Source organism: Streptomyces sp. F63 (assembly GCF_018070345.1).
Classification (GTDB): domain Bacteria; phylum Actinomycetota; class Actinomycetes; order Streptomycetales; family Streptomycetaceae; genus Streptomyces.
Genome location: NZ_JAGPXX010000030.1, coordinates 1 through 21,844, shown reverse-complemented (window position 1 = coordinate 21,844; position 21,844 = coordinate 1). Strand labels below are relative to the sequence as shown.

At 74.1% G+C, this 21,844-nt stretch carries 18 protein-coding genes and 1 pseudogene; 15 read left to right on the top strand and 4 right to left on the bottom strand.

Annotated elements, in window-relative coordinates:
- Positions 1 to 76 precede the first annotated feature (76 nt).
- Together KBZ10_RS23705 and mqnP are read left to right on the top strand one after the other, a co-directional pair.
- Positions 77 to 1,528: a menaquinone biosynthesis decarboxylase gene (locus KBZ10_RS23705; protein WP_210989743.1), complete on the top strand. Its 1,452-nt coding sequence runs from the start codon at positions 77 to 79 to the stop codon at positions 1,526 to 1,528.
- Between the two features lie 47 nt (positions 1,529 to 1,575).
- Positions 1,576 to 2,499, top strand: coding sequence for a menaquinone biosynthesis prenyltransferase MqnP (gene mqnP, locus KBZ10_RS23700; protein ID WP_210989788.1), 924 nt, complete (start codon positions 1,576 to 1,578; stop codon positions 2,497 to 2,499).
- A 98-nt stretch (positions 2,500 to 2,597) separates the two neighbouring features.
- On the opposite strand, the gene KBZ10_RS23695 is transcribed toward mqnP, so the two are convergent.
- Entirely contained in the window at positions 2,598 to 3,251 is a 654-nt protein-coding gene (locus tag KBZ10_RS23695; protein WP_210989742.1) for a rhomboid family intramembrane serine protease, read from the bottom strand.
- 92 nt (positions 3,252 to 3,343) lie between these two features.
- Between KBZ10_RS23695 and KBZ10_RS23690 the strand changes: the two genes are divergently transcribed.
- From KBZ10_RS23690 to KBZ10_RS23655, 8 genes are all read left to right on the top strand, one after another.
- On the top strand, positions 3,344 to 4,096 hold the full coding sequence (locus tag KBZ10_RS23690; RefSeq protein WP_210989741.1) for a UbiX family flavin prenyltransferase: 753 nt from the start codon (positions 3,344 to 3,346) through the stop codon (positions 4,094 to 4,096).
- 139 nt (positions 4,097 to 4,235) lie between these two features.
- Positions 4,236 to 4,688 (top strand): Lrp/AsnC family transcriptional regulator, encoded by a 453-nt coding sequence (locus KBZ10_RS23685; RefSeq protein ID WP_210989740.1) that lies wholly within the window; start codon positions 4,236 to 4,238, stop codon positions 4,686 to 4,688.
- A gap of 63 nt (positions 4,689 to 4,751) precedes the next feature.
- The gene (mqnE, locus tag KBZ10_RS23680) at positions 4,752 to 5,930 is read left to right on the top strand and encodes an aminofutalosine synthase MqnE (protein WP_210989739.1); all 1,179 of its coding nucleotides are present in this window, start codon (positions 4,752 to 4,754) and stop codon (positions 5,928 to 5,930) included.
- Positions 5,931 to 6,047: 117 nt separating this feature from the next.
- Positions 6,048 to 6,809, top strand: a complete 762-nt coding sequence (locus tag KBZ10_RS23675; RefSeq protein ID WP_210989738.1) for a UdgX family uracil-DNA binding protein — start codon at positions 6,048 to 6,050, stop codon at positions 6,807 to 6,809.
- Positions 6,810 to 6,916: 107 nt separating this feature from the next.
- On the top strand, positions 6,917 to 7,441 hold the full coding sequence (locus KBZ10_RS23670) for a GNAT family N-acetyltransferase (RefSeq protein WP_210989737.1): 525 nt from the start codon (positions 6,917 to 6,919) through the stop codon (positions 7,439 to 7,441).
- An 84-nt stretch (positions 7,442 to 7,525) separates the two neighbouring features.
- Positions 7,526 to 7,873 (top strand): DUF4229 domain-containing protein, encoded by a 348-nt coding sequence (locus KBZ10_RS23665; RefSeq protein ID WP_307847572.1) that lies wholly within the window; start codon positions 7,526 to 7,528, stop codon positions 7,871 to 7,873.
- A 552-nt stretch (positions 7,874 to 8,425) separates the two neighbouring features.
- Complete coding sequence (locus KBZ10_RS23660) at positions 8,426 to 9,694, top strand: alkaline phosphatase family protein (RefSeq protein WP_210989736.1); 1,269 nt, start codon at positions 8,426 to 8,428, stop codon at positions 9,692 to 9,694.
- 209 nt (positions 9,695 to 9,903) lie between these two features.
- Positions 9,904 to 10,557: a TetR/AcrR family transcriptional regulator gene (locus KBZ10_RS23655; RefSeq protein ID WP_210989786.1), complete on the top strand. Its 654-nt coding sequence runs from the start codon at positions 9,904 to 9,906 to the stop codon at positions 10,555 to 10,557.
- 20 nt (positions 10,558 to 10,577) lie between these two features.
- On the opposite strand, the gene KBZ10_RS23650 is transcribed toward KBZ10_RS23655, so the two are convergent.
- Together KBZ10_RS23650 and KBZ10_RS23645 are read right to left on the bottom strand one after the other, a co-directional pair.
- Positions 10,578 to 11,540: a MaoC/PaaZ C-terminal domain-containing protein gene (locus KBZ10_RS23650; protein ID WP_210989735.1), complete on the bottom strand. Its 963-nt coding sequence runs from the start codon at positions 11,538 to 11,540 to the stop codon at positions 10,578 to 10,580.
- Between the two features lie 601 nt (positions 11,541 to 12,141).
- Positions 12,142 to 13,596 (bottom strand): 3-oxoacyl-ACP reductase, encoded by a 1,455-nt coding sequence (locus KBZ10_RS23645; protein ID WP_210989734.1) that lies wholly within the window; start codon positions 13,594 to 13,596, stop codon positions 12,142 to 12,144.
- A 70-nt stretch (positions 13,597 to 13,666) separates the two neighbouring features.
- On the opposite strand from KBZ10_RS23645, the gene KBZ10_RS23640 reads away from it, so the two are divergent.
- Entirely contained in the window at positions 13,667 to 14,944 is a 1,278-nt protein-coding gene (locus KBZ10_RS23640; protein ID WP_210989733.1) for an acetyl-CoA C-acetyltransferase, read from the top strand.
- Between the two features lie 578 nt (positions 14,945 to 15,522).
- The gene (locus KBZ10_RS23635; RefSeq protein ID WP_374223406.1) at positions 15,523 to 17,412 is read left to right on the top strand and encodes a long-chain fatty acid--CoA ligase; all 1,890 of its coding nucleotides are present in this window, start codon (positions 15,523 to 15,525) and stop codon (positions 17,410 to 17,412) included.
- A gap of 226 nt (positions 17,413 to 17,638) precedes the next feature.
- On the opposite strand, the gene KBZ10_RS23630 is transcribed toward KBZ10_RS23635, so the two are convergent.
- A complete protein-coding gene (locus tag KBZ10_RS23630; protein ID WP_019707740.1) occupies positions 17,639 to 17,842 on the bottom strand; it encodes a cold-shock protein in 204 nt (67 codons plus the stop codon).
- Between the two features lie 443 nt (positions 17,843 to 18,285).
- Here KBZ10_RS23630 and KBZ10_RS23625 point away from each other — a divergent pair.
- From KBZ10_RS23625 to KBZ10_RS23615, 3 genes and pseudogenes are all read left to right on the top strand, one after another.
- A pseudogene (locus tag KBZ10_RS23625) lies at positions 18,286 to 19,197 on the top strand (menaquinone biosynthetic enzyme MqnA/MqnD family protein); the annotation flags it as partial.
- Between the two features lie 199 nt (positions 19,198 to 19,396).
- A complete protein-coding gene (mqnC, locus tag KBZ10_RS23620) occupies positions 19,397 to 20,611 on the top strand; it encodes a cyclic dehypoxanthinyl futalosine synthase (protein WP_210989730.1) in 1,215 nt (404 codons plus the stop codon).
- A 178-nt stretch (positions 20,612 to 20,789) separates the two neighbouring features.
- Positions 20,790 to 21,494: a hypothetical protein gene (locus KBZ10_RS23615; protein WP_374223405.1), complete on the top strand. Its 705-nt coding sequence runs from the start codon at positions 20,790 to 20,792 to the stop codon at positions 21,492 to 21,494.
- Positions 21,495 to 21,844: the final 350 nt, after the last annotated feature.

Here is a 21,844-nt window from a genome sequence, read left to right as displayed (position 1 = left end):
CCCCTGAAGTACGGTGGCGGATCCGGGACAGCCCCGGTGACAAGTCCAGCGTACGGGGTGACGGATACTGGTCCGCATGGCTTACGACGATCTGCGCGCGCTGCTGCGGGCGCTGGAGCGCGACGGTGACCTCAAGCGCGTCAAGGCCGAGGTGGACCCCTATCTGGAAGTGGGGGAGATCACCGACCGGGTCAACAAGGCCGGCGGTCCCGCGCTGCTCTTCGAGAACGTCAAGGGCTCCTCGATGCCGCTGGCGATGAACGTCTTCGGCACCGACCGCCGGCTGCTCAAGGCCCTCGGCCTGACCTCCTACGCGGACATCGGCGACAGGATCGGCGGGCTGCTCAGGCCCGAGCTGCCGCACGGTTTCGTGGGGATGCGGGAGGCGTTCGGGAAGCTCGCCGGCATGGCACACGTGCCGCCGAAGAAGGTCAAGGACGCGCCCGTCCAGGAGACCGTCCTCACCGGCGACGAGGTCGACCTCGACCGGCTGCCCGCGCTGTTCACCTGGCCCGAGGACGGCGGTTCCTTCTTCAACCTCGGCCTCACCCACACGAAGGACCCGGAGACCGGGATCCGGAATCTCGGCCTCTACCGGCTGCAGCGGCACGACCGGCGCACCATCGGCATGCACTGGCAGATCCACAAGGACAGCCGCAACCACTACCAGACGGCCGCCCGGCGCGGTGAGCGGCTGCCCGTCGCCATCGCGTTCGGCTGCCCGCCGGCGGTGACGTACGCCTCCACGGCCCCGCTCCCCGGCGACATCGACGAGTACCTCTTCGCCGGTTTCGTGCAGGGCAAGCGGGTCGAGATGGCCGACTGCAAGACGGTGCCGCTGCAGGTGCCGGCCCGGGCCGAGGTGGTGCTGGAGGGCTGGCTGGAGCCGGGGCGGATGCTGCCGGAGGGGCCGTTCGGCGACCACACCGGCTTCTACACCCCGCAGGAACCGTTCCCCGCACTGACCATCGACTGCGTGACGATGCGGAAGCGGCCGCTGCTGCAGTCGATCGTGGTCGGCCGGCCGCCGACGGAGGACGGTCCGCTGGGCCGGGCCACCGAGCGGTTCTTCCTGCCGCTGCTCAAGATCATCGTGCCGGACATCGTGGACTACCACCTCCCCGAGGCCGGCGGTTTCCACAACTGCGCGATCGTCTCGATCGACAAGAAGTACCCGAAGCACGCGCAGAAGGTGATGCACGCCATCTGGGGCGCGCACATGATGTCGCTCACCAAGCTGATCATCGTGGTCGACTCCGACTGCGATGTGCACGATCTGCACGAGGTGGCCTGGCGGGCGCTGGGCAACACCGACTACTCCCGTGACCTCACGGTGGCCGAGGGCCCGGTGGACCATCTCGACCACGCCTCCTACCAGCAGTTCTGGGGCGGCAAGGCCGGCATCGACGCCACCGCGAAGCTGCCGGAGGAGGGCTACACGCGGGACGGCGGCTGGCCGCGCATGGTGCTGCCGGACCCGGAGACCGCCGAGCTGGTCAGCCGGCGCTGGGCGGAGTACGGGCTGTGAGCGCCGGTCCGGCGGCCTCCGGCCGCTCCGTGCCCGGGCGGGAGCCCGTGCCGCGGCCGGGGTCCGTCCCCGCGCCGCCCGCCGGGAAGGGCGCCGGGAAGGGCGGGGTCCGGGCCTTCCTGCGGCTGGTGATGATCGAGCACTCGGTGTTCGCGCTGCCCTTCGCGTACATCGCCTCGCTCACCGCGATGTTCCTGGACGACGGGACGGTCCACTGGTGGGAGCTGTTCCTCGTCACCGTGGCGATGGTGGGGCTGCGGACCTTCGCCATGGCCGCCAACCGGATCATCGACCGGGAGATAGACGCCCGCAATCCGCGCACGGCGGGGCGGGAGCTGGTGACCGGCGCGATGTCGGTGCGCTCCGCCTGGACGGGCGCGCTGATCGCCCTCGCCGTCTTCCTGGCCGCGGCGGCGCTCCTCAACCCGCTCTGCCTGGCGCTGGCGCCGCTCGCCGTCGTGCCGATGGTGGTCTATCCGTACGGCAAGCGGTTCACGGACTTCCCGCACGCCATTCTGGGGCTGGCCCAGGCGATCGGCCCGGTCGGCGCGTGGATCGCGGTGACGGGGGCCTGGTCCTGGGACGCGGTGGTCCTCGGGCTCGCCGTCGGCGTGTGGATCGGCGGCTTCGACCTGATCTTCGGCAGCCAGGACGTCGCGGCGGACCGCGCCGAGGGCGTGCGCTCCGTGCCCGCCCGGTTCGGCGTCCCGGCCGCGCTGCACGGCGCGCGGGGGGCGCATGTCGTCACCACGGGCCTGCTCGCCTGGTACGGGGCGGTGACCGGCGCGGGCGCGTTCTTCTGGGTGGGTCTGGCGATCGTGGCGGTGGCGTTCGTCTACGAGCACGCGATCGTGCGGCCGCACGACCTGTCCCGGCTGAACCGGGCGTTCTTCACGGTCAATGGCGTGATCGGCGTGGTGCTGTTCGTGTTCACCCTGTTCGACCTGGTGGCGCGCGGGCTGAGCGTCTGAGCCGCCGGGCGCACCGCGGCGCACCGGACGCCGGGCCGCGGGCCGGGCGCCGGGGCGGGCCGGGCCGGGCGCCGGGGCGGGAGGCCGCCCCGCGGCGGTCAGCCGATGACGGTCTCCCGGCGTCCGCCGGCGCCGGCCCGGCGGCGGAACACCACCGCCGCGAGCACCCCGCCGATCAGCCCGAAGAGATGCCCCTGCCAGCTGACGGAACCGGCGGTGGGCAGCACGCCCCAGATGATCGAGCCGTACAGCACGGCGATCACGAGGCCGACGATGACGTCCGTCACCACCTTGTCGATGAAGCCCCGCACCACCAGATAGCCGAAGAGGCCGAAGACGACGATCGAGGCCCCGGCGGTGACGGACCCGGCGGGGGCCGTCAGCCAGACCCCGAGCCCGCCGGTCACCACGATCACGCCGACGACCGCCAGGAAGCGGCCGATGCCGCGCAGCGCGGCGAGGAAGCCGAACAGGGCCAGCGGAAGGGTGTTCGCCGCGACATGGTCGAAGCCGAAGTGCAGGAAGGCCGCCGGCACCACGTCGCGCAGCTCGCCCACCTCGCGCGGGGAGACGCCGTAGGTGTCGAGGGAGTTGCCGGTGGCCACGTCGACGAACTCCAGCAGCCACAGCAGCGCCACCCAGACGGCCATCAGCCCGGCCGCGGCCTTCGCCTTCTCGCCGCCGCTGCGCCCGGGCCGCCGGGCGGGCCGCCCCGGTGGCGGCCAGGCGGATCCGTGGCTTCCGTAGGTCATCGCGCCCCCTCACACTCCGTGTACTTCTGCCCAGAAGAACGGCCGGGGTACCTTGTCCTGTTCCGGCCGGGGGCTCCCGATAGGCTCGAACCGTGGAGCCGCCGCACGAAGAACCGTACGAGACGAGGGGCGCGCCCCCGGCCCGCGCCGGGCGCCGACCCTGGGTCGTCGGGGTCTCCGGGGCCTCGGGCACGCCCTACGCCGCCGCGGTGCTCCGGGCGCTGCTGCACGCCGGCGAGACGGTGGACCTGGTGGTCAGCCGGGCGTCCCGGCTCACGCTGCTGGACGAGACGGGCATCTCCTTCCGGGACGCGCACTGGCGGCAGGACCTGCACCGCTGGCTGGCCCGGGGCGCGGACGGCACCCCGGACCGCTTCGAGGCCGGCCTGCCGGACCTGGACGCGGTGCGGTACTGGCCGGCCGGGGACCTCGCGGCGGGACCGTCCTCGGGCTCGTACCCGGCACGGGGGATGCTCGTCGTCCCGGCGAGCACGGCCTCCGTGGCCGGCATCGCGCTGGGGCTGTCGAAGGACCTGCTGCAGCGGGTGGCGAGCGTCACCCTCAAGGAGCGCCGCCCGCTGGTGATGGCCGTACGGGAGACGCCGCTGAGCGGGCCGACGCTGCGCCACCTCGTGGCGCTGGACGAGGCGGGAGCGGTGGTGCTCCCCGCCTCACCGGCCTTCTACGCGGGCGCGACGGACATCCAGGACCTGGTCGACTTCGTCGCGGGCCGGGTACTGGACGCGGCGGGCGTGCCCCACAAGCTGTACCGCCGGTGGGACGGGGCGCTCGGCGGCGCGGCCGCGGACTCTCCCGGGCCCCGGACGGGCGGCGCGGCTGAGTGAAACCCGCATCCGAAGGCCCGTCCCCGATGGGCCGGGTGTATCGCAGGCCGCGCGCCCTGCGATTCTTGGATTCGTCACTCCCCATCCACGATCTTCGCGCATCGCGCGACAGTGCTGAGCATCGGAAGGCTTCAACCTCATGGACGCGGTGGACAGGCAGCTCATCCAGGCCCTGCGGGAGAACGGCAGGGCCTCGTACGCGGAGCTGGGGCGGCTGGTGGGGCTCTCCGGGCCGAGTGTCACCGACCGGATCAACCGGCTGGAGGGGGCGGGCATCATCACCGGCTACCGGGCGACCGTCGACTCCGCCTCCCTGGGCCTCGGTGTCACGGCGCTCATCGGCCTCTCCCTCTCCGACGCCACGGACCACGAGGACATGGCGCACCGGCTGCGCGATCTCAGCGAGATCGAGGACTGCTGGTTCATCGCCGGTGACGACTCCTACATGCTGAAGGTGCGCGCCACCGACGTGGACGGACTGGAGTCGATCATCCGCCGCCTCTCCGCGATCAAGGGCGTCTCCCGCACCCGCACCACGATCGTGCTCTCCACCAAGTGGGAGAACCGGGTCGGGGAACTGCCCGGGGAATGAGCGCCGGCCCGGAAGGCGTAGGCTCGGCGGAGTCCGATTGACGAGGTAATGGGAGGCTGCCGCATGGCTGCATCTGCTCAGGACGAGGGCCTCAAGCGGGAGCTGGAGCAGAAGGTTCTCGCCGGGGAGCGGCTGACCCGGGAGGACGGCATCGCCCTCTACGCGAGCGACGACCTGGCCTGGCTGGGCGGCCTGGCCCACGAGGTGCGCACGCGCAAGAACGGCGACGTCGTGCACTTCAACGTCAACCGGCACCTCAACATGACGAACGTGTGCACCGCGTCCTGCGCCTACTGCTCCTTCCAGCGGAAGCCGGGCGAGAAGGACGCGTACACGATGCGCATCGAGGAGGCCGTCCGCCTCGCCACGGCGATGGAGAGCGAGAACCTCACCGAGCTGCACATCGTCAACGGTCTCCACCCGACGCTGCCCTGGCGCTACTACCCGCGCTCGCTGCGGGAGCTGAAGAAGGCGCTGCCGGACGTCTCGCTGAAGGCGTTCACCGCCACGGAGATCCACCACTTCGAGACGATCTCGGGCCTGTCCGCCTCGGAGATCCTCGACGAGCTGATCGACGCCGGCCTGGAGTCGCTGACCGGCGGCGGCGCGGAGATCTTCGACTGGGAGGTGCGGCAGCACATCGTCGACCACCGCACCCACTGGGAGGACTGGTCGCGCATCCACCGCCTCGCCCATGAGAAGGGCCTCAAGACGCCGTCCACCATGCTGTACGGGCACATCGAGGAGCCGCGCCACCGCGTGGACCACGTGCTGCGGCTGCGGGAGCTGCAGGACGAGACCGGCGGCTTCCAGGTCTTCATCCCGCTCCGCTACCAGCACGATTTCGTGGACATGAAGGACGGCAAGATCCGCAACCGGCTCCAGGCCCGGACCACCATGGCCACCGGCGCCGAGGCGCTGAAGACCTTCGCGGTCTCCCGGCTGCTGTTCGACAACGTGCCGCACGTCAAGGTCTTCTGGGTGATGCACGGCGTGCAGACGGCACAGCTCGCGCTCCAGCACGGGGCGGACGACATGGACGGCTCGGTCGTCGAGTACAAGATCACACACGACGCGGACAACTACGGCACGCCCGACAAGCTGACCCGCGAGGACCTGCTGGAGCTGATCCGCGACGCCGGCTTCCGGCCCGTCGAGCGGAACACCCGCTACGAGATCATCAAGGAGTACCCGGGCCCGGACCCGGAGCGTCGCGAGACGCCGCAGGCCATGCGGGTCTGAACCGTCCCGGTTCTCCGTCCCGGTTCTCCGTTCCGTCTCACCGTCCCGTTCTCCGTTCCGCCCTGCAGCCCGCCGCAGGTCCGGACTGGCCGCGGGGCGGCCGGGTACCCGCGCCGTATGGCAGGCACCGAGAAGACCCGGAGGGGCGGAAGCGCGGGCCGGAGCGGGGACGGCACGAAGGCCGGCGGTGGCGGCGGCCCCGAGGCGCGGTACGACGCGGCGCCGTTCGTGCCGCGCGGCGCGGATCTGGCGGCGCTCCGCGAGGCCGTCGCCGGCTGCCGCGGTTGCCCGCTGCACCGGGAGGCGACGCGGGCCGTGTTCGGGCGCGGCGACGCCTCCGCCCGGATCGTCCTCCTCGGGGAGCAGCCCGGGGACCAGGAGGACCGGCGCGGGGAGCCCTTCGTCGGCCCGGCGGGCCGGGTGCTGGACGAGGCCCTGGCCGAGGCGGGCATCGACCCGGGGCAGGCGTACGTCACGAACGCGGTCAAGCACTTCAAGTTCGAGCGCCGGGTCGAGCGCGGCAAGCGGCGCATCCACAAGCCGCCGACCCTGCGGGAGATGGGCGCCTGCCGCCCCTGGCTCGCGGCCGAACTGGAGCTGCTGGACCCGGAGGTGATCGTCGCCCTCGGGGCGACGGCCGGCAAGGCGCTGCTCGGCTCCTCGTTCCGGGTGACGAGGGAACGCGGCCGGCTGCTGAGCTGGAGCGCGGGTGGCGGGGACGGTGGCGGTGGCGGTGAAGCCGGCGCGGCGGCCTGGGAGGGCCCCCTGGTGGCGACCATCCATCCGTCCGCCGTGCTGCGCGCCGAGGACGACCGCGCGGAGGTGCGCGCGGGGCTGGTCGCGGACCTGCGGATCGCGTCCGGGGTGCTGGGCGGCTGACGGCCGCCGGCCGGCCGCGGCGGGAGCGTGCCGCGGGGACCGCGGCGGAGTGTCCACGGAGTGGAAGGCGCGCGCGGCAGGCCGTCCGTAAGTCCTAACATCGCCCTGTGCCGCTTACGTTTACCGTGGATCCCCCGCTGACGCCCGACCTGCGGGACGGGGTCCTCGCGCTGTGGGCGGACGTCTCCAACGCCGGGGGTGCCGTGGGCTTCGTACCGCCGGTGACCGCCGAGGAGATCCGGCCGGAGCTGCTCAAGCAGCTGACGGCGATGGCCGAGGGGCGCAGCCGTCTGCTCGTCGGCACCGACGAGCGGGGCCGCCCGCGGGCGACCGCCTTCCTCACCCTCAACACCCACCGGCTGATGCGCCACTGGCTGTGGGTGTACACCGTCATGGTGCACCCCTCGCTCCAGGGCCGGGGAACGGGGCGGGAGTTGATGGCCGCCGTCGCGGACGCCGCGCGCGGCACCGAGGGAATCCGCGGCATCCGGCTCACCTGCCGGGGCGGCACCGGCGCCGACCGCTTCTACGCCGCCTGCGGCTACAAGGAGGTCGGCCGGGTGCCCGACGCGATCAGAGTCGCGGAGGGCGACTACCGGGACGACATCACCATGTGGCTGCCGCTGGATTGACGGCGGGAGCGCTGTGCTTCACTGGAGACAGCCATACCCGCCATACCGGCCCTTTCGGTCGCCGCCGAGAAGAAGGTTCCTCCCGTGAGCAGCAGCACGAGCAGCAGCAGTGGAAGCAGGGACAGTGACCGGCAGAACGCGGTGATCCGCTACACCGTCGCGCGCTTCGCCCTGTTCGCCTGCTGTTTCCTGGCGGCCTGGGGTCTCAGCTACCTCGGTGTGGTGCCGGCGGGGGTGGGGGACTCCCAGGTGTTCTGGGTGATCCTGCTGGGGCTGCTGTTCTCCGCGCCGCTGAGCTGGGTGCTGCTCCGCAAGCAGCGCCTGGCGATGTCCGAGCAGGTCGCCGGGAAGGTGGAACGGGCGAAGCAGCGGCTGGCCGCCGACCAGAGCCGGGAGGACAGCGCCGACGACGCCGCCCGCGCCCGGGGCTGAGCCCGGCCCCGGGGCCGCCGTCCCTCGCTCCCTCCTCCTGTCCTCGTTCGCTGCTTTCTCCCCCTTTCTCCCTTCTTCTCTCCCTTCTTCGCCTCTCCGCCCCCCTCGCGCCTCGCCCGTCCCCGTTGCTCCTCCGCCCGTCCCGTCGCGGCGGCTGACGGGTCCACCGGCCGCGGCGGCCCCGGCGCCGAGCGGGGACTGCCGTCAACTCGGCCCGCAAGAAGGGCAATCGGGGCATCCGGGCGGCCGGCGGCCCCACCCGTGACTGTCGGATACGACACAGCGCCCGGTTGGGACCGAGAAGTTACCGGCGAGTTGCCGTATGGACACCCGCGTGCCCTGGAATGCGGCGCACGCCCTCGCGGCGGCAGTCGCACCACCCCCGCGCCGCCGCCGCTCCGTTGCGGGCCGTCCGCCCCGCCACCGCGGGGACGGGCCCGCTCCGGCCGGTGCCGTTCGCCCACGGAACCGGGGGGCCGTCCACGTCCCCCTCGCCCGCCCGCCGTGCGCCGTCCGCCGCCGGCCGCGGGCCCGGCACCACCCGGAGCCCCCATGCCCCCCACCGACCGGTCCCGCTGGTCCCGCCGCTCGTTCCTCGCCACGGTCGCCGGCGGCGCCGGCGGCGTCATCGTCGGCGGCCTCGGTGCCTCCGCCGCCCGCGCCGCCGGCCGGCTGCGCACGTACGTCCTCGTCGTCGACGGCTGCCGGCCGGACGAGATCCGGCCGCTGTTCATGCCCCGGCTGTCCGAGCTGCGCGACACCGGCACCAGCTACCCGGCCGCCCAGTCGCTGCCGGTCATGGAGACCATCCCCAACCACGTCATGATGATGACGGGCGTGCGCCCCGACCGTTCCGGTGTGCCCGCGAACGCGGTGTACGACCGCGCCGAGCAGGCGGTGCGCGACTTGGACCGGCCCACCGACCTGCGGGCCGTCACCCTCTTCGAGCTGCTCCGCGCCACCGGCCGCACCAGCGGCTCCGTCCTGTCCAAGCGCTATCTGCACGGGATCTTCGGCACCCGGGCCGACTTCCACTGGAAGCCGGAGCCGATGCTGCCGATCACGGAGCACGCGCCGGACGGCTTCACGGCCGACGCGGTGATCTCGATGATCGACAGCGCCGACCCCGACCTGATGTTCGTCAACTTCGGTGACGTGGACCGGGTCGGGCACAGCGACCTCACCGGCGGCACCCTCGACCTCGCCCGCAGGGCCGCCCTGATCAGCACCGACTACCAGATCGGCCGCGTGGTCGCGCACCTCAAGGACACCGGCCGCTGGGAGAACTCCGTCCTCCTCGTCCTCGCCGACCACTCCATGGACTGGTCACTGCCGTTCGCCATGGTCGGCCTCGCCCCCCTGCTGGCGAAGGACCCGCTGCTGGAGGACCGCTGCGTCATCGCCCAGAACGGCGGCGCGGACCTCCTCTACTGGACCGGGCCGGACGCCGACCGGGCGCGGGCCGTGGCCCGGATGCGGGAGATCGTCCTGGCCGAGGAGGGCGTGCTGTCCGTGCACACCCCCGCGGAACTGCGGCTGGGCCCCGAGGCCGGTGATCTCGTCGCGTACGTCCGCCCCGGCTACCGCTTCTCCGACCCGCTGCCGGTCTCCAACCCCATCCCCGGCAACCACGGCCATCCGGCCACCCTGCCCATCCCCTTCTTCGTCACCGGTGGTTCCCCGCTGGTCCGGCGCGGCGCCGTCAGCGACGCCCCGGCCCGGACCATCGACGTCGCCCCCACGGTCGCCGCACTGTACGGACTGCGCCGGCCGTCCGGCGGCTGGGACGGCACGGCCCGCAGGGACGCCTTCGTCCGGTAGCGGCGGCGGTCCGGCGCGGCCCGGCGGGCTCGGCCCGGCCGCGCCGGCCGGGCCCGTCCGCGGGCGTCTCCGCGAGCCGCCGGAGCCGGTTACCGCCCGGCCGGGCGGGAAAGGCGTTTGGCATATGCGGCGGACGGGCGGGCCGTAAACTTACCTCTCGGTAGGCAAGGCGGAGGGGCGGGACAGTGGCGGGCACCAAGGGCAAGCGGATGCCGCGGGCCGTGCGGGAGCAGCAGATGCTCGACGCGGCCGTGACGATCTTCGCCCGGCGCGGTTACCGGGCCGCCTCGATGGACGAGATCGCGGAACTGGCCGGTGTCTCCAAGCCCCTCGTCTATCTGTATCTGAACTCGAAGGAAGAACTCTTCAGCGCCTGCATCCGGCGCGAGGCGGCCGCCCTGGTCACCGCCGTGCGGGCGGCCGTCGAACCGCGCGACACACCGCCGGACCGGCAACTCTGGAGCGGGCTGCGCGGCTTCTTCGCCCACACCGCCGAACGCCCGGACGGCTGGGCCGTACTGCACAACCAGGCCCGAACGCACGGAGAACCGTTCGTGAGCGAGTTCGCCGCGATGCGGGAGGAGATCGTCACCTTCGTGACACAGCTGATCGCCGCCGCCGCGCAGGAGGACGACTGCGTTCCGGACCTGGCCGACCGTGAGGTGGCCGGACTGGCGCACGCTCTGGTCGGGGCCGCCGAATCGCTGGCCGGATGGGCCAACGACCCCGGGGACGGCGCGGACCGGCCGTCGGCGAAGGAGACGGCGGCGCTGCTGATGAACTTCGCCTGGGCGGGCCTCGCCAACCTGATGGAGGGCCGCCCCTGGCACCCGCGCGGACGGACCACCGCCCGGAGGTCCTGAGCCGGGCGGTCCCGGCCGGATCAGGACGGGGCCCCGCCGGGGGGCGTGACCGTCCCCGTGAGGTGGAGACGGGAGCCGTCCCGGCCGCCGCGCAGCTCGAACGCGGGGCCGCGCCTGCCGAGGACGACGGTCGACGGGAGCAGGACCGGGGCCCTGAACTCCGCCCGCACCGTGACCGGTTCCCCGCCCGGCAGGCCCGCCTCCGCCACACAGCGGGCGAAGGTCCACATGCCGTGCGCGATGGCCCGGGGGAAGCCCAGCGGGCGGGCGGTGAGCGGGTGGAGGTGGATCGGGTTGTAGTCGCCGGAGACGGCGGCATGACGGCGGCCGAGCCCGGCGGGGAGCTCCCACACGGCTGCGGCGGGGAGCCCTTCCGCGCCGGCACCGCCGGAAGCGCCCGCCCCGGCGGGCTCCGGGGCGCGGGCCGGGCCGGTCTCCGCGGTGCCGGTCTCCGGGCCGCCGGTCCCCGCGGGGCGCCCGTCGTCGTCCGGGGTGCGGTGGCGGGCCAGGTAGGTGCTGCGGTCCGTCCAGACCGGTTCGCCGTCGATCCGGGCCTCGGTGACGACCTCCGCCTCCGTGCCGCGGCGGTGGGGCAGCAGCCGGGGGATGCCCACGGTCAGCTCGGGGCGGTCGTGCGGGCGCAGCGCCCGGTACTGCGTGATCTCGATGCCGGTGTGCACCAGGCCGAGAAGGGGCAGCGGGAACGCCCGGTCGCCCATGAGCCGGGCGGCGAGGGGGAAGCCCAGGATGTGCGGATAGGTGATCGGCAGGGGGTCGGTCTCCCGGAAGCCGCAGACGCGGGCGTAGCGGGCCACGCGGCCGGCGTCGATCCGGACGGCCGGCAGCAGCAGCCGGGTGCCGGGCAGCGGTGCGCCGGGGGAGGGGCGCTTGCCGATCCCGGTCAGCACCCCCCGGCCGAGGGCGGGCATGAGGCGCGGGGAGCGGGTCAGGCGCTGGGTGGTGGGAGTGGCCGGGGTGGTCATGGGGGTCTCCGTGAAAAATCGTGTGCGGTGGGTCCGGCTCGTCTGGTCTGGCCTGGCCTGGCCTGGCCTGGCTCGGTCCGGTCCGGGCCGCTTTCCGAGGACCCGGCGCGTTGCCGGTTCGCTGCCGGTACGGGGTCTCGGGCGGGTGGGAGGGTCAACGCCCGTGTGCAGCACGGGAGAAGAGACAGCGGCGCCGCGGCACCTCGACCGCACGAGGCCTCCGGACCGGCCCCGGGCAGCATCCCGTGCGGGGCGCCGGGAGTGGCTCGGGGCGGGTTTCCGTACGGGGTGCCGGGGGCGGCGCCGGGCGGGTTGCCGTGCGCGGTGCCGCGGACGGCCCCGGGGCGCACTCCGCGCGGGGGCGACCCGGAACCCGGGCCCGGGCACCCCGTGCTGTTCCGCATCGGCCCGTTCGCCGGGCGGAGCACGGCGCGCCTCCGCCCCGGAGGCCGGCGGGGCCTGCTCCGCGCGGTCAGAGGCGGCGGTGCATGACGCGCAGCACGGGGGTGACCCGGAACTCGGGCCCGGCACCCCGTGCGGCACCGCCGCTCCGGGCCGGCCCGCGGCCGCCCCGTCCGCCGGCCGGCCCGTGCCGGAGGCGTCACGCCCCGAGCAGGCTCTGCCCGCAGACCCGTACCGTCTGCCCGTTGACCCCGCCGGAGGCCGGCTGGGCCAGCCACGCCGTCGTCTCGGCGACGTCGACCGGCAGGCCGCCCTGCGCGAGGGAGTTCATCCGCCGCCCCGCCTCCCGGATCAGCAGCGGCACCGCGGCCGTCATCTTCGTCTCGATGAAGCCGGGGGCGACGGCGTTGACCGTCACCCCGTACTCGGCCGCGGCCCGCGGCGCCAGCGAGCGGGTGAAGCCGATGATCCCGGCCTTGCTCGCCGCGTAGTTGGTCTGCCCGGCGTTGCCGGCGATACCGGCGATCGAGGCGGTGGCGACGATCCGGCCGGTGCCCCGGCGCAGGACACCGGCCTTCAGCAGGCGGTCGGTGACCCGCAGCACGCTGCCCAGGTTCACGTCGATCACCTGGTCCCAGCGGTCGGCCGCCATGTTGGCGAGCCGGCGGTCCCGGGTGATGCCCGCGTTGTGGACGAGGATGTCGAGTCCGCCGGGCACCGCCGCGGCGATGCGCTCGGCGGCGTCGGGCGCCGTGATGTCCAGGGGCAGCGCCGTGCCGCCGAGACGGCCGGCGAGGGCGGTCAACTCGGCCTCCGCGGAGGGGATGTCGAGGCAGACGACGCGCGCGCCGTCCCGGGCGAGGGTCCCGGCGACCGACGCGCCGATGCCCCGCGCGCAGCCGGTGACGAGCGCGGTCCGGCCGGCCAGCGGCCGGGACCGGTCCGCCGCGGCGCCGGCCCCCGCCGCGGGTTCCCCGGTGGTGCCCGGTGGTTCGGCGGCCGCGCCCTCCTCGTCCGCCGCGCCCGCGCCGACGGCGTCACCGCGGACCGTGATCGGCTGCCCGCTCACATACGCCGACTTGGGCGACAGCAGGAAGCGCAGCGTCGACTCCGCCGCCGCTGCCGCCGCGCCCAGCGCGGCCGCCCCCTCCGCACCGGGGTCCAGCCGCAGCAGGTTCACCGTGCAGCCCCTGCCGATCTCCTTGCCCAGGGACCGGACGAAGCCGTCGAGGGCCTGCTGCGCGGCGGCCCGGTGGTGGTCCGCCGGGTCCGGCGCGGTGCCGAGGAGGACGATCCGGCCCCCGGCGGAGACCGAGCGCACCACGGGGTGGAGCGCGGCGTGCACCCCGTGCAGCGCCTCCGGGCCGTCCACGCCGGTGGCGTCGACGACGACCGCGGCGTACGGGGCGCCGGTCCGGCCCCCGGTGCCGTCCCCGCCGCCGCGGTGCTCCGTTCGCACCGGCAGTCCGGTCCGTGCCAGCGCCCCGGTGAGGCCGGGGCAGGGCGCGGCCACCGTCAGATGGAGCAACGGCCCGTCCAGGGAGGGCCGTTCGGGAGACCAGCGGTGCAGTTCCGCGGGCCGGGGCAGGCCCAGCCGGCGGGTGAGGAACCGGCCGGGAGCGGTCCGGGTGAAACGAAGATAGCGATCGGCCATTGGCCAACTCCTCACCGTGGCGTAAATTTACTTCGCAGTAAGGTTACTGCCGGGTCAGGAGCTGGTCGAGATGAGCACCCGCAATCCCCTCCTCGCCTCCGAGGTGCGGCGCGTCGCCGTCCTCGGCGGCAGCAGGATCCCCTTCGCGCGGGCCGACGGCCCGTACGCCACCGCCTCCAACCAGCGGATGCTGACCGTCGCCCTCGGCGGACTGGTCGAGCGCTTCGGCCTCGAAGGCGCGCGGCTGGGGGAGTTCGCCGCGGGCGCCGTCCTCAAGCACAGCCGGGACTTCAACCTCGCCCGCGAGACCCTCCTCGGCAGCGATCTCGACCCGCGCACCCCCGCGTACGACGTCCAGCAGGCGTGCGGCACCGGACTCCAGGCCGTCATCGCCGCCGCCAACAAGATCGCGCTGGGGCAGATCGACTCGGCCGTCGCCGGCGGCGTGGACTCGGCCAGCGACGCCCCGCTCGGCGTCAACGACGAACTGCGCAGACTGCTGCTGGCCACCCGGCGCGCCCGCTCCCTCGGCGGACGGCTCAGGCGCCTGGCCGGCGTCCGGCCCCGCCACCTCGTCCCCGAGATCCCGCGCAACGCCGAACCCCGCACCGGACTGTCGATGGGCGAGCACGCGGCCCGCACCGCCAGGGAGTGGGGCATCGGCCGCGAGGAACAGGACGAACTGGCCGCCACCAGCCACCGCCGCCTCGCCGCCGCCTACGACCGCGGCTTCCTCGACGATCTGGTGGTCCCCTTCCGCGGCCTGGAGCGGGACCAGAACCTGCGCCCCGACTCGAGTCCGGAGAAACTGGCGCGCCTGAAGCCCGTGTTCGGCGTGGCGGACGGCGGCGCCACCATGACGGCGGGCAACTCCACCCCGCTCACCGACGGTGCCGCGACCGTCCTCCTCGCGAGCGAGGAGTGGGCGGCCGAACGCGGCCTCGAACCACTGGCCTACCTCACGGCCTACGAGACGGCCGCCGTCGACTACGTGGACGGCGAGGACGGCCTGCTGATGGCGCCGGCGTACGCCGTGCCGCGCATGCTGGAGCGCACCGGACTCGGGCTCGACGACTTCCACCTGCTGGAGATCCACGAGGCATTCGCCTCGCAGGTGCTGGCCACCCTGGCGGCCTGGCGCAAACAGGGCCTGCCCGAGGCCGACCGGGACCGGCTCAACGTCGCCGGCTCCTCGCTGGCCACCGGACACCCGTTCGCCGCGACGGGTGCGCGCATCGTCGCCACCCTGGCCAAGCTGCTCGCCGAGCGCGACGCGCCGGGGCGCGGCCTGATCTCCATCTGCGCGGCCGGCGGCCAGGGGGTGACGGCGATCCTCGAACGGCCGTGAGCCGGCGGGCGGTTCCGCACCCGCGCCGCCCGGACCACGGCACTCGGCCGCGCCGGTGCCCCGGCACCGACCGGTTCCGCCGGCCGGGTCCGGGCCCGCACCGGCCCGGGCCACCCCACCGCGCCACGGACCCACACCGGACCCCCACACCGGACCCCCACACCGGACCCCGCACCGGGCCCCCGCACCGGGCCCCCGCACCGGGCCCCCGCACCGGGCCCCCGCACCGGGCCCCCGCACCGGGCCCCGCACCGAGCCCCGCCCACACCGACACCGACACCGACTCCCGCCTCTCGCGCGCGTGAGCCACCCCCCACACGGAACCCCCACACGGCCTCCCGCACCGAACCCGGCACGACCGCACGACCGCACGACCGCACGACCGCACGTCCCCACGTCCGCACACTCCGCACGCCCCCACTGATCCCGCCGTCCGCTCCGCCCCCCCACGGAGCCGGGCCGCCGCCCCGGCCCCCGGGCGTCCGGACCACCCGTCCGGCGCCGCCCGCCCGGGGCGGCCGAGACAAGAGGAGCCGCCCGTGTCCCCTTCCCCCCGCCTTCGCCCCCGTCGCGGCGCGGTGCCGCCGGAGACGCCGGAGCCGTCGCTGACCGTGGCGGACGGCGCCGTCCGCGAGGTCGCCGTGCCCGCGCTCGTGGCGCCCGTCGAACAGGGCTCGCTGGCCGACATCCCGTTCCACAACGCCGTCGAGGCCCCCGGCGAGATCGTCCTCAGCCGGGTCCGCGACGACGGAAGCTGGGGCGACGTCAGCGCCGCCGCCTTCGCCCAGGAGGTGCTGGCCGTTGCCAAGGGCCTGATCGCCCATGGCCTCGCGCCCGGCGAGCGGCTGGCCATCATGGCCCGCACGAGCTACGAGTGGACGCTGATGGACTTCGCCGCCTGGGCGGCCGGGCTCGTCACCGTCCCCATCTACCCGACCTCCTCGGCCGAGCAGGCCCGCTGGATCATCCAGGACTCGGGCGCCGTCGCCTGCGCCGTCGAGGACGTCGGCCAGACCCGGCTGATCAGCGGCATACGCCCCGAGCTGCCGGGGCTGAAGCACCTCTGGCAGTTCGACACCGACGCCGTCTCCCTCCTGGTGACGGCGGGCAAGGACATCCCCGACGCCGAGGTGGCCGCCCGCCGGGGCGGGCTCGGCCCGGACACCGTCGCCACCCTCATCTACACCTCCGGCACCACCGGGCGCCCCAAGGGCTGCGTGCTCACCCACGGCAACTTCTTCGCCGAGGTCGACAACGCCGTCGAACTGCTCCACCCGGTCTTCACGTCGGTGAGCAAGGACCCCGCCTCCACCCTGCTCTTCCTGCCGCTGTCCCACGTCTTCGGCCGGATGGTGGCGATCGGCTGCCTCCGCGCCCGGGTCCGCCTCGGGCACCAGCCCAGCATCCAGACCGAGGAACTGCTGACCGCGCTGGCCGGTTTCAGGCCGACCTTCCTCCTCGCCATCCCGTACGTCCTGGAGAAGGTCTACAACACCGGTCGCGCCACCGCGGAGAAGATGGGCCGGGCCTCCTCCTTCGACCGGGCCGCGAGGATCGCCCGGCGGTACGGGGAGGCGCGGGAGGCCGAGCAGCACGGCACCGGCCCGGGCCCGGGCCCCGGCCTGCGGGCCGCCCGCGCGCTGTACGACCCGCTGGTCTACCGGCGGATCCGGGCCGCCCTCGGCGGCAAGGTGCGCTACGCCATTTGCGGCGGCTCCCCGCTGGGCCGCCGGCTCGCCGCCTTCTACGCGGGCGCGGGCATCGAGGTGTTCGAGGGCTACGGGCTCACCGAGACCACGGCCGCCGCCACCGTCACCCCGCCCCTCAAGCCGCGGCTCGGCACGGTCGGCCGGCCGCTGCCCGGCGCGGCCGTCCGGATCGCCGAGGACGGCGAGGTGCTGCTCCGCGGCGGCCAGGTCTTCAGCGGCTACTGGGACGCGGCCCGGGGCGAGGCCGTCCGGGGTGCCGAGACCGACGCCGGGGGCTGGTTCGCCACGGGCGACCTCGGGGCCCTCGACGAGGACGGCTATCTCAGCATCACCGGCCGGAAGAAGGAGATCATCGTCACCGCGGCCGGCAAGAACGTCGCCCCGGCCCCCCTGGAGGACCGGCTGCGGGCCCATCCGCTGGTCGGCCAGTGCCTGGTCGTCGGTGACGACCGCCCGTACATCACCGCCCTGATCACCCTGGAGCCGGACGGGCTGCTGCACTGGCGGCGGATGCGCAAGAAGCAGGACGTGCCCCTCGGTGAGCTGGTGCGGGACGCGGAACTCCTCGCCGACATCCAGCGGGCCGTGGACGACGCCAACGCCTCCGTCTCCCGGGCCGAGTCGATCCGCCGCTTCCGGGTGCTTCCGGTGGACTTCACCGAGGACGGCGGCCAGCTGACCCCGTCGATGAAGCTGAAGCGCCGGGTGATCCTGCGCGACTTCGCCGAGGACGTCGAGGAGCTGTACCGGCGTTCCTGAGCCCGCTCCGGGCGGGAGACCCCCGGGTGCCGCCCGCTCGGGAGCCGGCACCCGGGGCCCGGCGGTTCCTCCCCGTGGCCCCGGACGGACAGAGGCGTATCCCGGGCGGCCGGCGGCGTATCCCCGGACGGGCAGAAGCCCCGCTCCTCCGCCGAAGCGGGGGAGCGGGGCTCCTTGGGTACTGCGCGTCGGCCGCGACCGGCCGACCCCGGGGACCCGCGCGGGATCAGACCGGGGTGACGTTCTCCGCCTGCGGGCCCTTCGGGCCCTGGGTGACGTCGAAGTTCACGGTCTGGTTCTCCTCCAGGGAGCGGAAGCCAGACGCGTTGATCGCGGAGTAGTGGACGAAGACATCGGGGCCGCCGCCGTCCTGGGCGATGAAGCCGAAGCCCTTCTCGGCGTTGAACCACTTGACGGTTCCGGTAGCCATAAAGCCCTCCTTGGGCCAAAGGGTTGCCCTGCTCCAGAACCTGCAAGAAGTCTGAAAACAAAAGCCCGCGGAGTCACATGATCCGCAGGCTCTGTACTGCAAGGGAAACCAAACTGCAACTTGCGGCGAGCCTAGCACGGGCTCTCCGCGGCAGGAAAGAGGCGAAGATCACTCGTTCGTGGGGTGTGTTCGGGAGCCGTTTTCCGTGCCCTGGCCTGCACGAGCCCCCGTCCGGTACCCGCCGGTTGGCCGGTACCGGACCGTTCCGGGGCCGTTACCCGGCGGGCCCCTCGCGGGACGCGCGCGCGGGGCCGCCGCCGGGTGCACGGCGCAGCGCACCGACAAGCGCCCCGCACGCCCTCGACGAACCCCGCACCGCCCCCGCACCGCCCCCGCAAGGACCCGCTCCCGGGCCCGCCCGGAGCCGGAGTTAGCCTCATGGAGTGGACCATTCCGACCGAGAAGACCGTTCCGACCGGGCCGCCGCCGGAGCCGCCGCCCCCGCCCCCGCCGGCGGCGACCACCGCCACCGGCCCCGGGTGGGCCACATCCAGTTCCTGAACTGCGTGCCCCTCTACTGGGGCCTCGCCCGCACGGGCACCCTTCTCGACCTCGACCTGCGCAAGGACACCCCGGAGAAGCTCAGCGAGCAGCTGGTCCGCGGCGAGCTCGACATGGGCCCCATCACGCTCGTGGAGTTCCTGCGCCATGCCGACGAACTGGTCGCGCTGCCCGACATCGCCGTCGGCTGCGACGGGCCGGTGATGTCCTGCCACATCGTGTCCCAGGTCCCGCTGGAGCAGCTGGACGGGGAGCGCGTCGCGCTCGGCTCCACCTCCCGCACCTCCGTACGCCTCGCCCAGCTGCTGCTGGCCGAGCGCTACGGCATCCGGCCCGACTACTACAGCTGCCCTCCCGACCTGGGCCTGATGATGCGCGAGGCGCAGGCCGGGGTGCTCATCGGCGACCCGGCGCTCCGCGCGTATCTGCACGACGCCCCCCGGTACGGGCTGCAGGTCCACGACCTCGGGCACCTGTGGAAGGAGTGGACGGGGCTGCCGTTCGTCTTCGCCGTCTGGGCGGTGCGGCGCGACTATCTGGCCAGGGAGCCGGAGGTGGTGCGCCGGGTGCACGAGGCGTTCCTCGCCTCCCGCGACCTGTCGCTGGAGGAGGTCGGCAAGGTCGCCGAACAGGCGGCGCGCTGGGAGGCATTCGGCGCGGAGGTGCTGGAACGGTACTTCACCACCCTCGACTTCAGCCTCGGCCCGCGCCAGCTCGCCGGCATCGCCGAGTTCGCCCGCCGCACCGGACCGGCGACCGGGTACCCGGCGGACGTCCGGGTACGGCTCCTCGGCGACGAGGAGGCCGCCGAGCACGCCGAGCACGCCGAGCACGCCGAGCACGCCGAGCACGCCGAGCACGCGGATCACGCGGATCACGCGGATCACGGCAGGAGCGCCGGGGAGGCAGGCCCCCGGACGGGCCCTCCGGATGCGCCGGGCGGCTGACGTAGGCTGGATCGGTCCGTCAGAACCGTCCGGAAGGGACGCCCCGGTGCCCGAGAACTCCGAGCTCGCCGGTACGAACCGCGCAGCCGTACTCGCCCGTGCCGCCGAGGGCGGCCGGATCACCCCGGAAGAAGCGCTCGACCTCTACCGGCACGCCCCGCTGCACGCCCTGGGCGCCGCGGCCGACGCCGTACGCCGCCGCCGCTACGCCGGCACCGAGCACATCGCGACGTACATCATCGAGCGCAACATCAACTACACCAACGTCTGTGTGACGGCGTGCAAGTTCTGCGCCTTCTACGCGGCCCCCAAGGACACCGCCAAGGGCTGGACCCGCGACCTCGACGACATCCTGCGCCGCTGCGCCGAGACCGTCGAGCTGGGCGGCACCCAGATCATGTTCCAGGGCGGCCACCACCCGGACTACGGCGTGGAGTACTACGAGCAGCACTTCTCGGCGATCAAGAAGGCGTTCCCGCAGCTCGTCATCCACTCCCTCGGTGCCTCCGAGGTCGAGCACATGGCCCGCATCTCGGGCGTCACGCCGGAGGAGGCGATCCGCCGCATCCACGCCGCCGGTCTCGACTCCTTCGCGGGCGCGGGCGCCGAGCTGCTGCCCGCGCGGCCGCGCAAGGCCATCGCGCCGCTGAAGGAGTCCGGCGAGCGCTGGCTGGAGATCATGGAGACCGCGCACCGGCTGGGCGTCGAGTCGACCTCCACCATGCTGATGGGCACCGGCGAGACCAACGCCGAGCGCATCGAGCACCTGCGGATGATCCGGGAGGTGCAGGACCGCACCGGCGGCTTCCGCGCCTTCATCCCGTACACCTACCAGCCGGAGAACAACCATCTGAAGGGGCGGACGCAGGCGACGCTCTTCGAGTACCTGCGGATCATCGCCGTCGCTCGGCTGTTCCTCGACAACGTCGCCCACATCCAGGGCTCCTGGCTCACCACCGGCAAGGAGGTCGGCCAGCTCTCGCTGCACTACGGGGCCGACGACCTCGGCTCGGTGATGCTGGAGGAGAACGTCGTCTCCTCGGCCGGAGCCAAGCACCGCTCCGACCGGCTGGAGCTGCTCCATCTGATCCGCGCCGCGGGCCGGGTCCCGGCGCAGCGCTCGACGACGTACGAGCACCTGGTGGTGCACGAGGACCCGGCGCACGACCCGGTCGACGACCACGTCGTCTCGCACCTGTCCTCCACGGCGATCGAGGGCGGCACGGCCCACCCGGAGCTGAAGCTCGTCGACGCGAGCTGAGCGGCCGCACCCGGGGCCCGGGCCCCGGATTCCCGCTTCCGGCCGTCGCCCGCGCCGTGACCCGGGCACGGGCGGAGGGGCTGGGCGGGCTGAGGGGCCGGACCGGCGGGCGGTGCCCGTGGACGGCCGCCGCCCCCGGGCGGGCCGGGAGGCAGGGACGAAGGGACGGAGACGGCGGGTGCTGACGATCCACCGCGGGCGGGCGGTACGGCGCCTCCCGGGCGGTGATCCGGCCGCGGGGGACGCGGTGGCCGTGGACGGCGACCGGATCGCGGCCGTCGGCCCGTACGAGGAACTGCTCGCGCAGTACGGCGCCCGGGCCCGGGTCCGGGAGTGGGCCGGTGAGATCACCCCGGGCCGCCATGCACCGGACGCCCGCGCCTGGCTGGAGGCGGCCTACCACCCGGACCCGCGCGAGGCGGACCGGCTGGGCACCGAGCCGCTCACCGGCGAAGCGCTCACGGCCCTGGGCCTGACCGACAGCGGCTGGGGCGCGAGCGCCCGGCGGGGCCTCCAGCGGCTGCTGGCGGCCGGCACCACCTCGCTGACCGGCCCCTTCACCCGCCCGCCGGTCCGCACCGCCGTGACCCGCTCCGGCCTCCGCGTGCACCCGCCGGGCGCCCCGGCGCAGCCGCTGCCCCTCGCCCCGGGGGCCCGCGCGGACTTCGCGGTCTTCGCGGTGCCGGGACCCGGCGGCGCGGGCGTGCCCGGCGCGGGCGTGCCCGGCGCGGGCACCCCGGGCCCCGGCGGCACCTCCCGCCCGGACACTCCCCGCCCCGGCATCTCCGGCCCGGACGCCCCCGGCCCGGACGCTCCCGGCGGGGAGCCCGCCCGCTGCCTGGCCACGGTCATCGCGGGCCGCCTGGTCCACCGCCGGGCCTGAGCGGCCGGCACATCCCGGCGGGCAAGCGTCAACAGCGCGGAACACCCCGCCATCACTTCGGGTGAGGGTACGGTCGTACCTGTCACCGTGATCCGCACGCCCGTCCATGATGCGTCCCATCAGGACCTAGCCAGGGGACGCCCCGCTTTAGCGGGGTGGGGAATGGCTTCTGAGCCCTGCTCTGACCTCAACTGTGCGCACGGATCTGCACTGTTCACCTGATCCCACCTTTCTGTCGCACTAGACCTGCGACGTGTGTATAGTGATCGCGTGACCGTGACCAGGAAGGTTCGCCGATTCTCCGGCGGCGTGTATGACCTCGGGCTCCACATCGTGTGGTGCCCGAAGTA

Excerpts from the sequence above, each read along its gene's own strand:
- KBZ10_RS23685 (WP_210989740.1), top strand. The coding sequence starts at position 4,236 with ATGGACGCGGTGGACAGGCAGCTCATCCAGGCCCTGCGGGAGAACGGC.
- KBZ10_RS23705 (WP_210989743.1), top strand. The coding sequence starts at position 77 with ATGGCTTACGACGATCTGCGCGCGCTGCTGCGGGCGCTGGAGCGCGAC.
- KBZ10_RS23675 (WP_210989738.1), top strand. The coding sequence starts at position 6,048 with ATGGCAGGCACCGAGAAGACCCGGAGGGGCGGAAGCGCGGGCCGGAGC.
- KBZ10_RS23655 (WP_210989786.1), top strand. The coding sequence starts at position 9,904 with ATGCCGCGGGCCGTGCGGGAGCAGCAGATGCTCGACGCGGCCGTGACG.
- KBZ10_RS23645 (WP_210989734.1), bottom strand. The coding sequence starts at position 13,596 with ATGGCCGATCGCTATCTTCGTTTCACCCGGACCGCTCCCGGCCGGTTC.
- KBZ10_RS23640 (WP_210989733.1), top strand. The coding sequence starts at position 13,667 with ATGAGCACCCGCAATCCCCTCCTCGCCTCCGAGGTGCGGCGCGTCGCC.
- KBZ10_RS23650 (WP_210989735.1), bottom strand. The coding sequence starts at position 11,540 with ATGACCACCCCGGCCACTCCCACCACCCAGCGCCTGACCCGCTCCCCG.
- KBZ10_RS23695 (WP_210989742.1), bottom strand. The coding sequence starts at position 3,251 with ATGACCTACGGAAGCCACGGATCCGCCTGGCCGCCACCGGGGCGGCCC.
- KBZ10_RS23630 (WP_019707740.1), bottom strand. The coding sequence starts at position 17,842 with ATGGCTACCGGAACCGTCAAGTGGTTCAACGCCGAGAAGGGCTTCGGC.
- mqnE (WP_210989739.1), top strand. The coding sequence starts at position 4,752 with ATGGCTGCATCTGCTCAGGACGAGGGCCTCAAGCGGGAGCTGGAGCAG.
- KBZ10_RS23660 (WP_210989736.1), top strand. The coding sequence starts at position 8,426 with ATGCCCCCCACCGACCGGTCCCGCTGGTCCCGCCGCTCGTTCCTCGCC.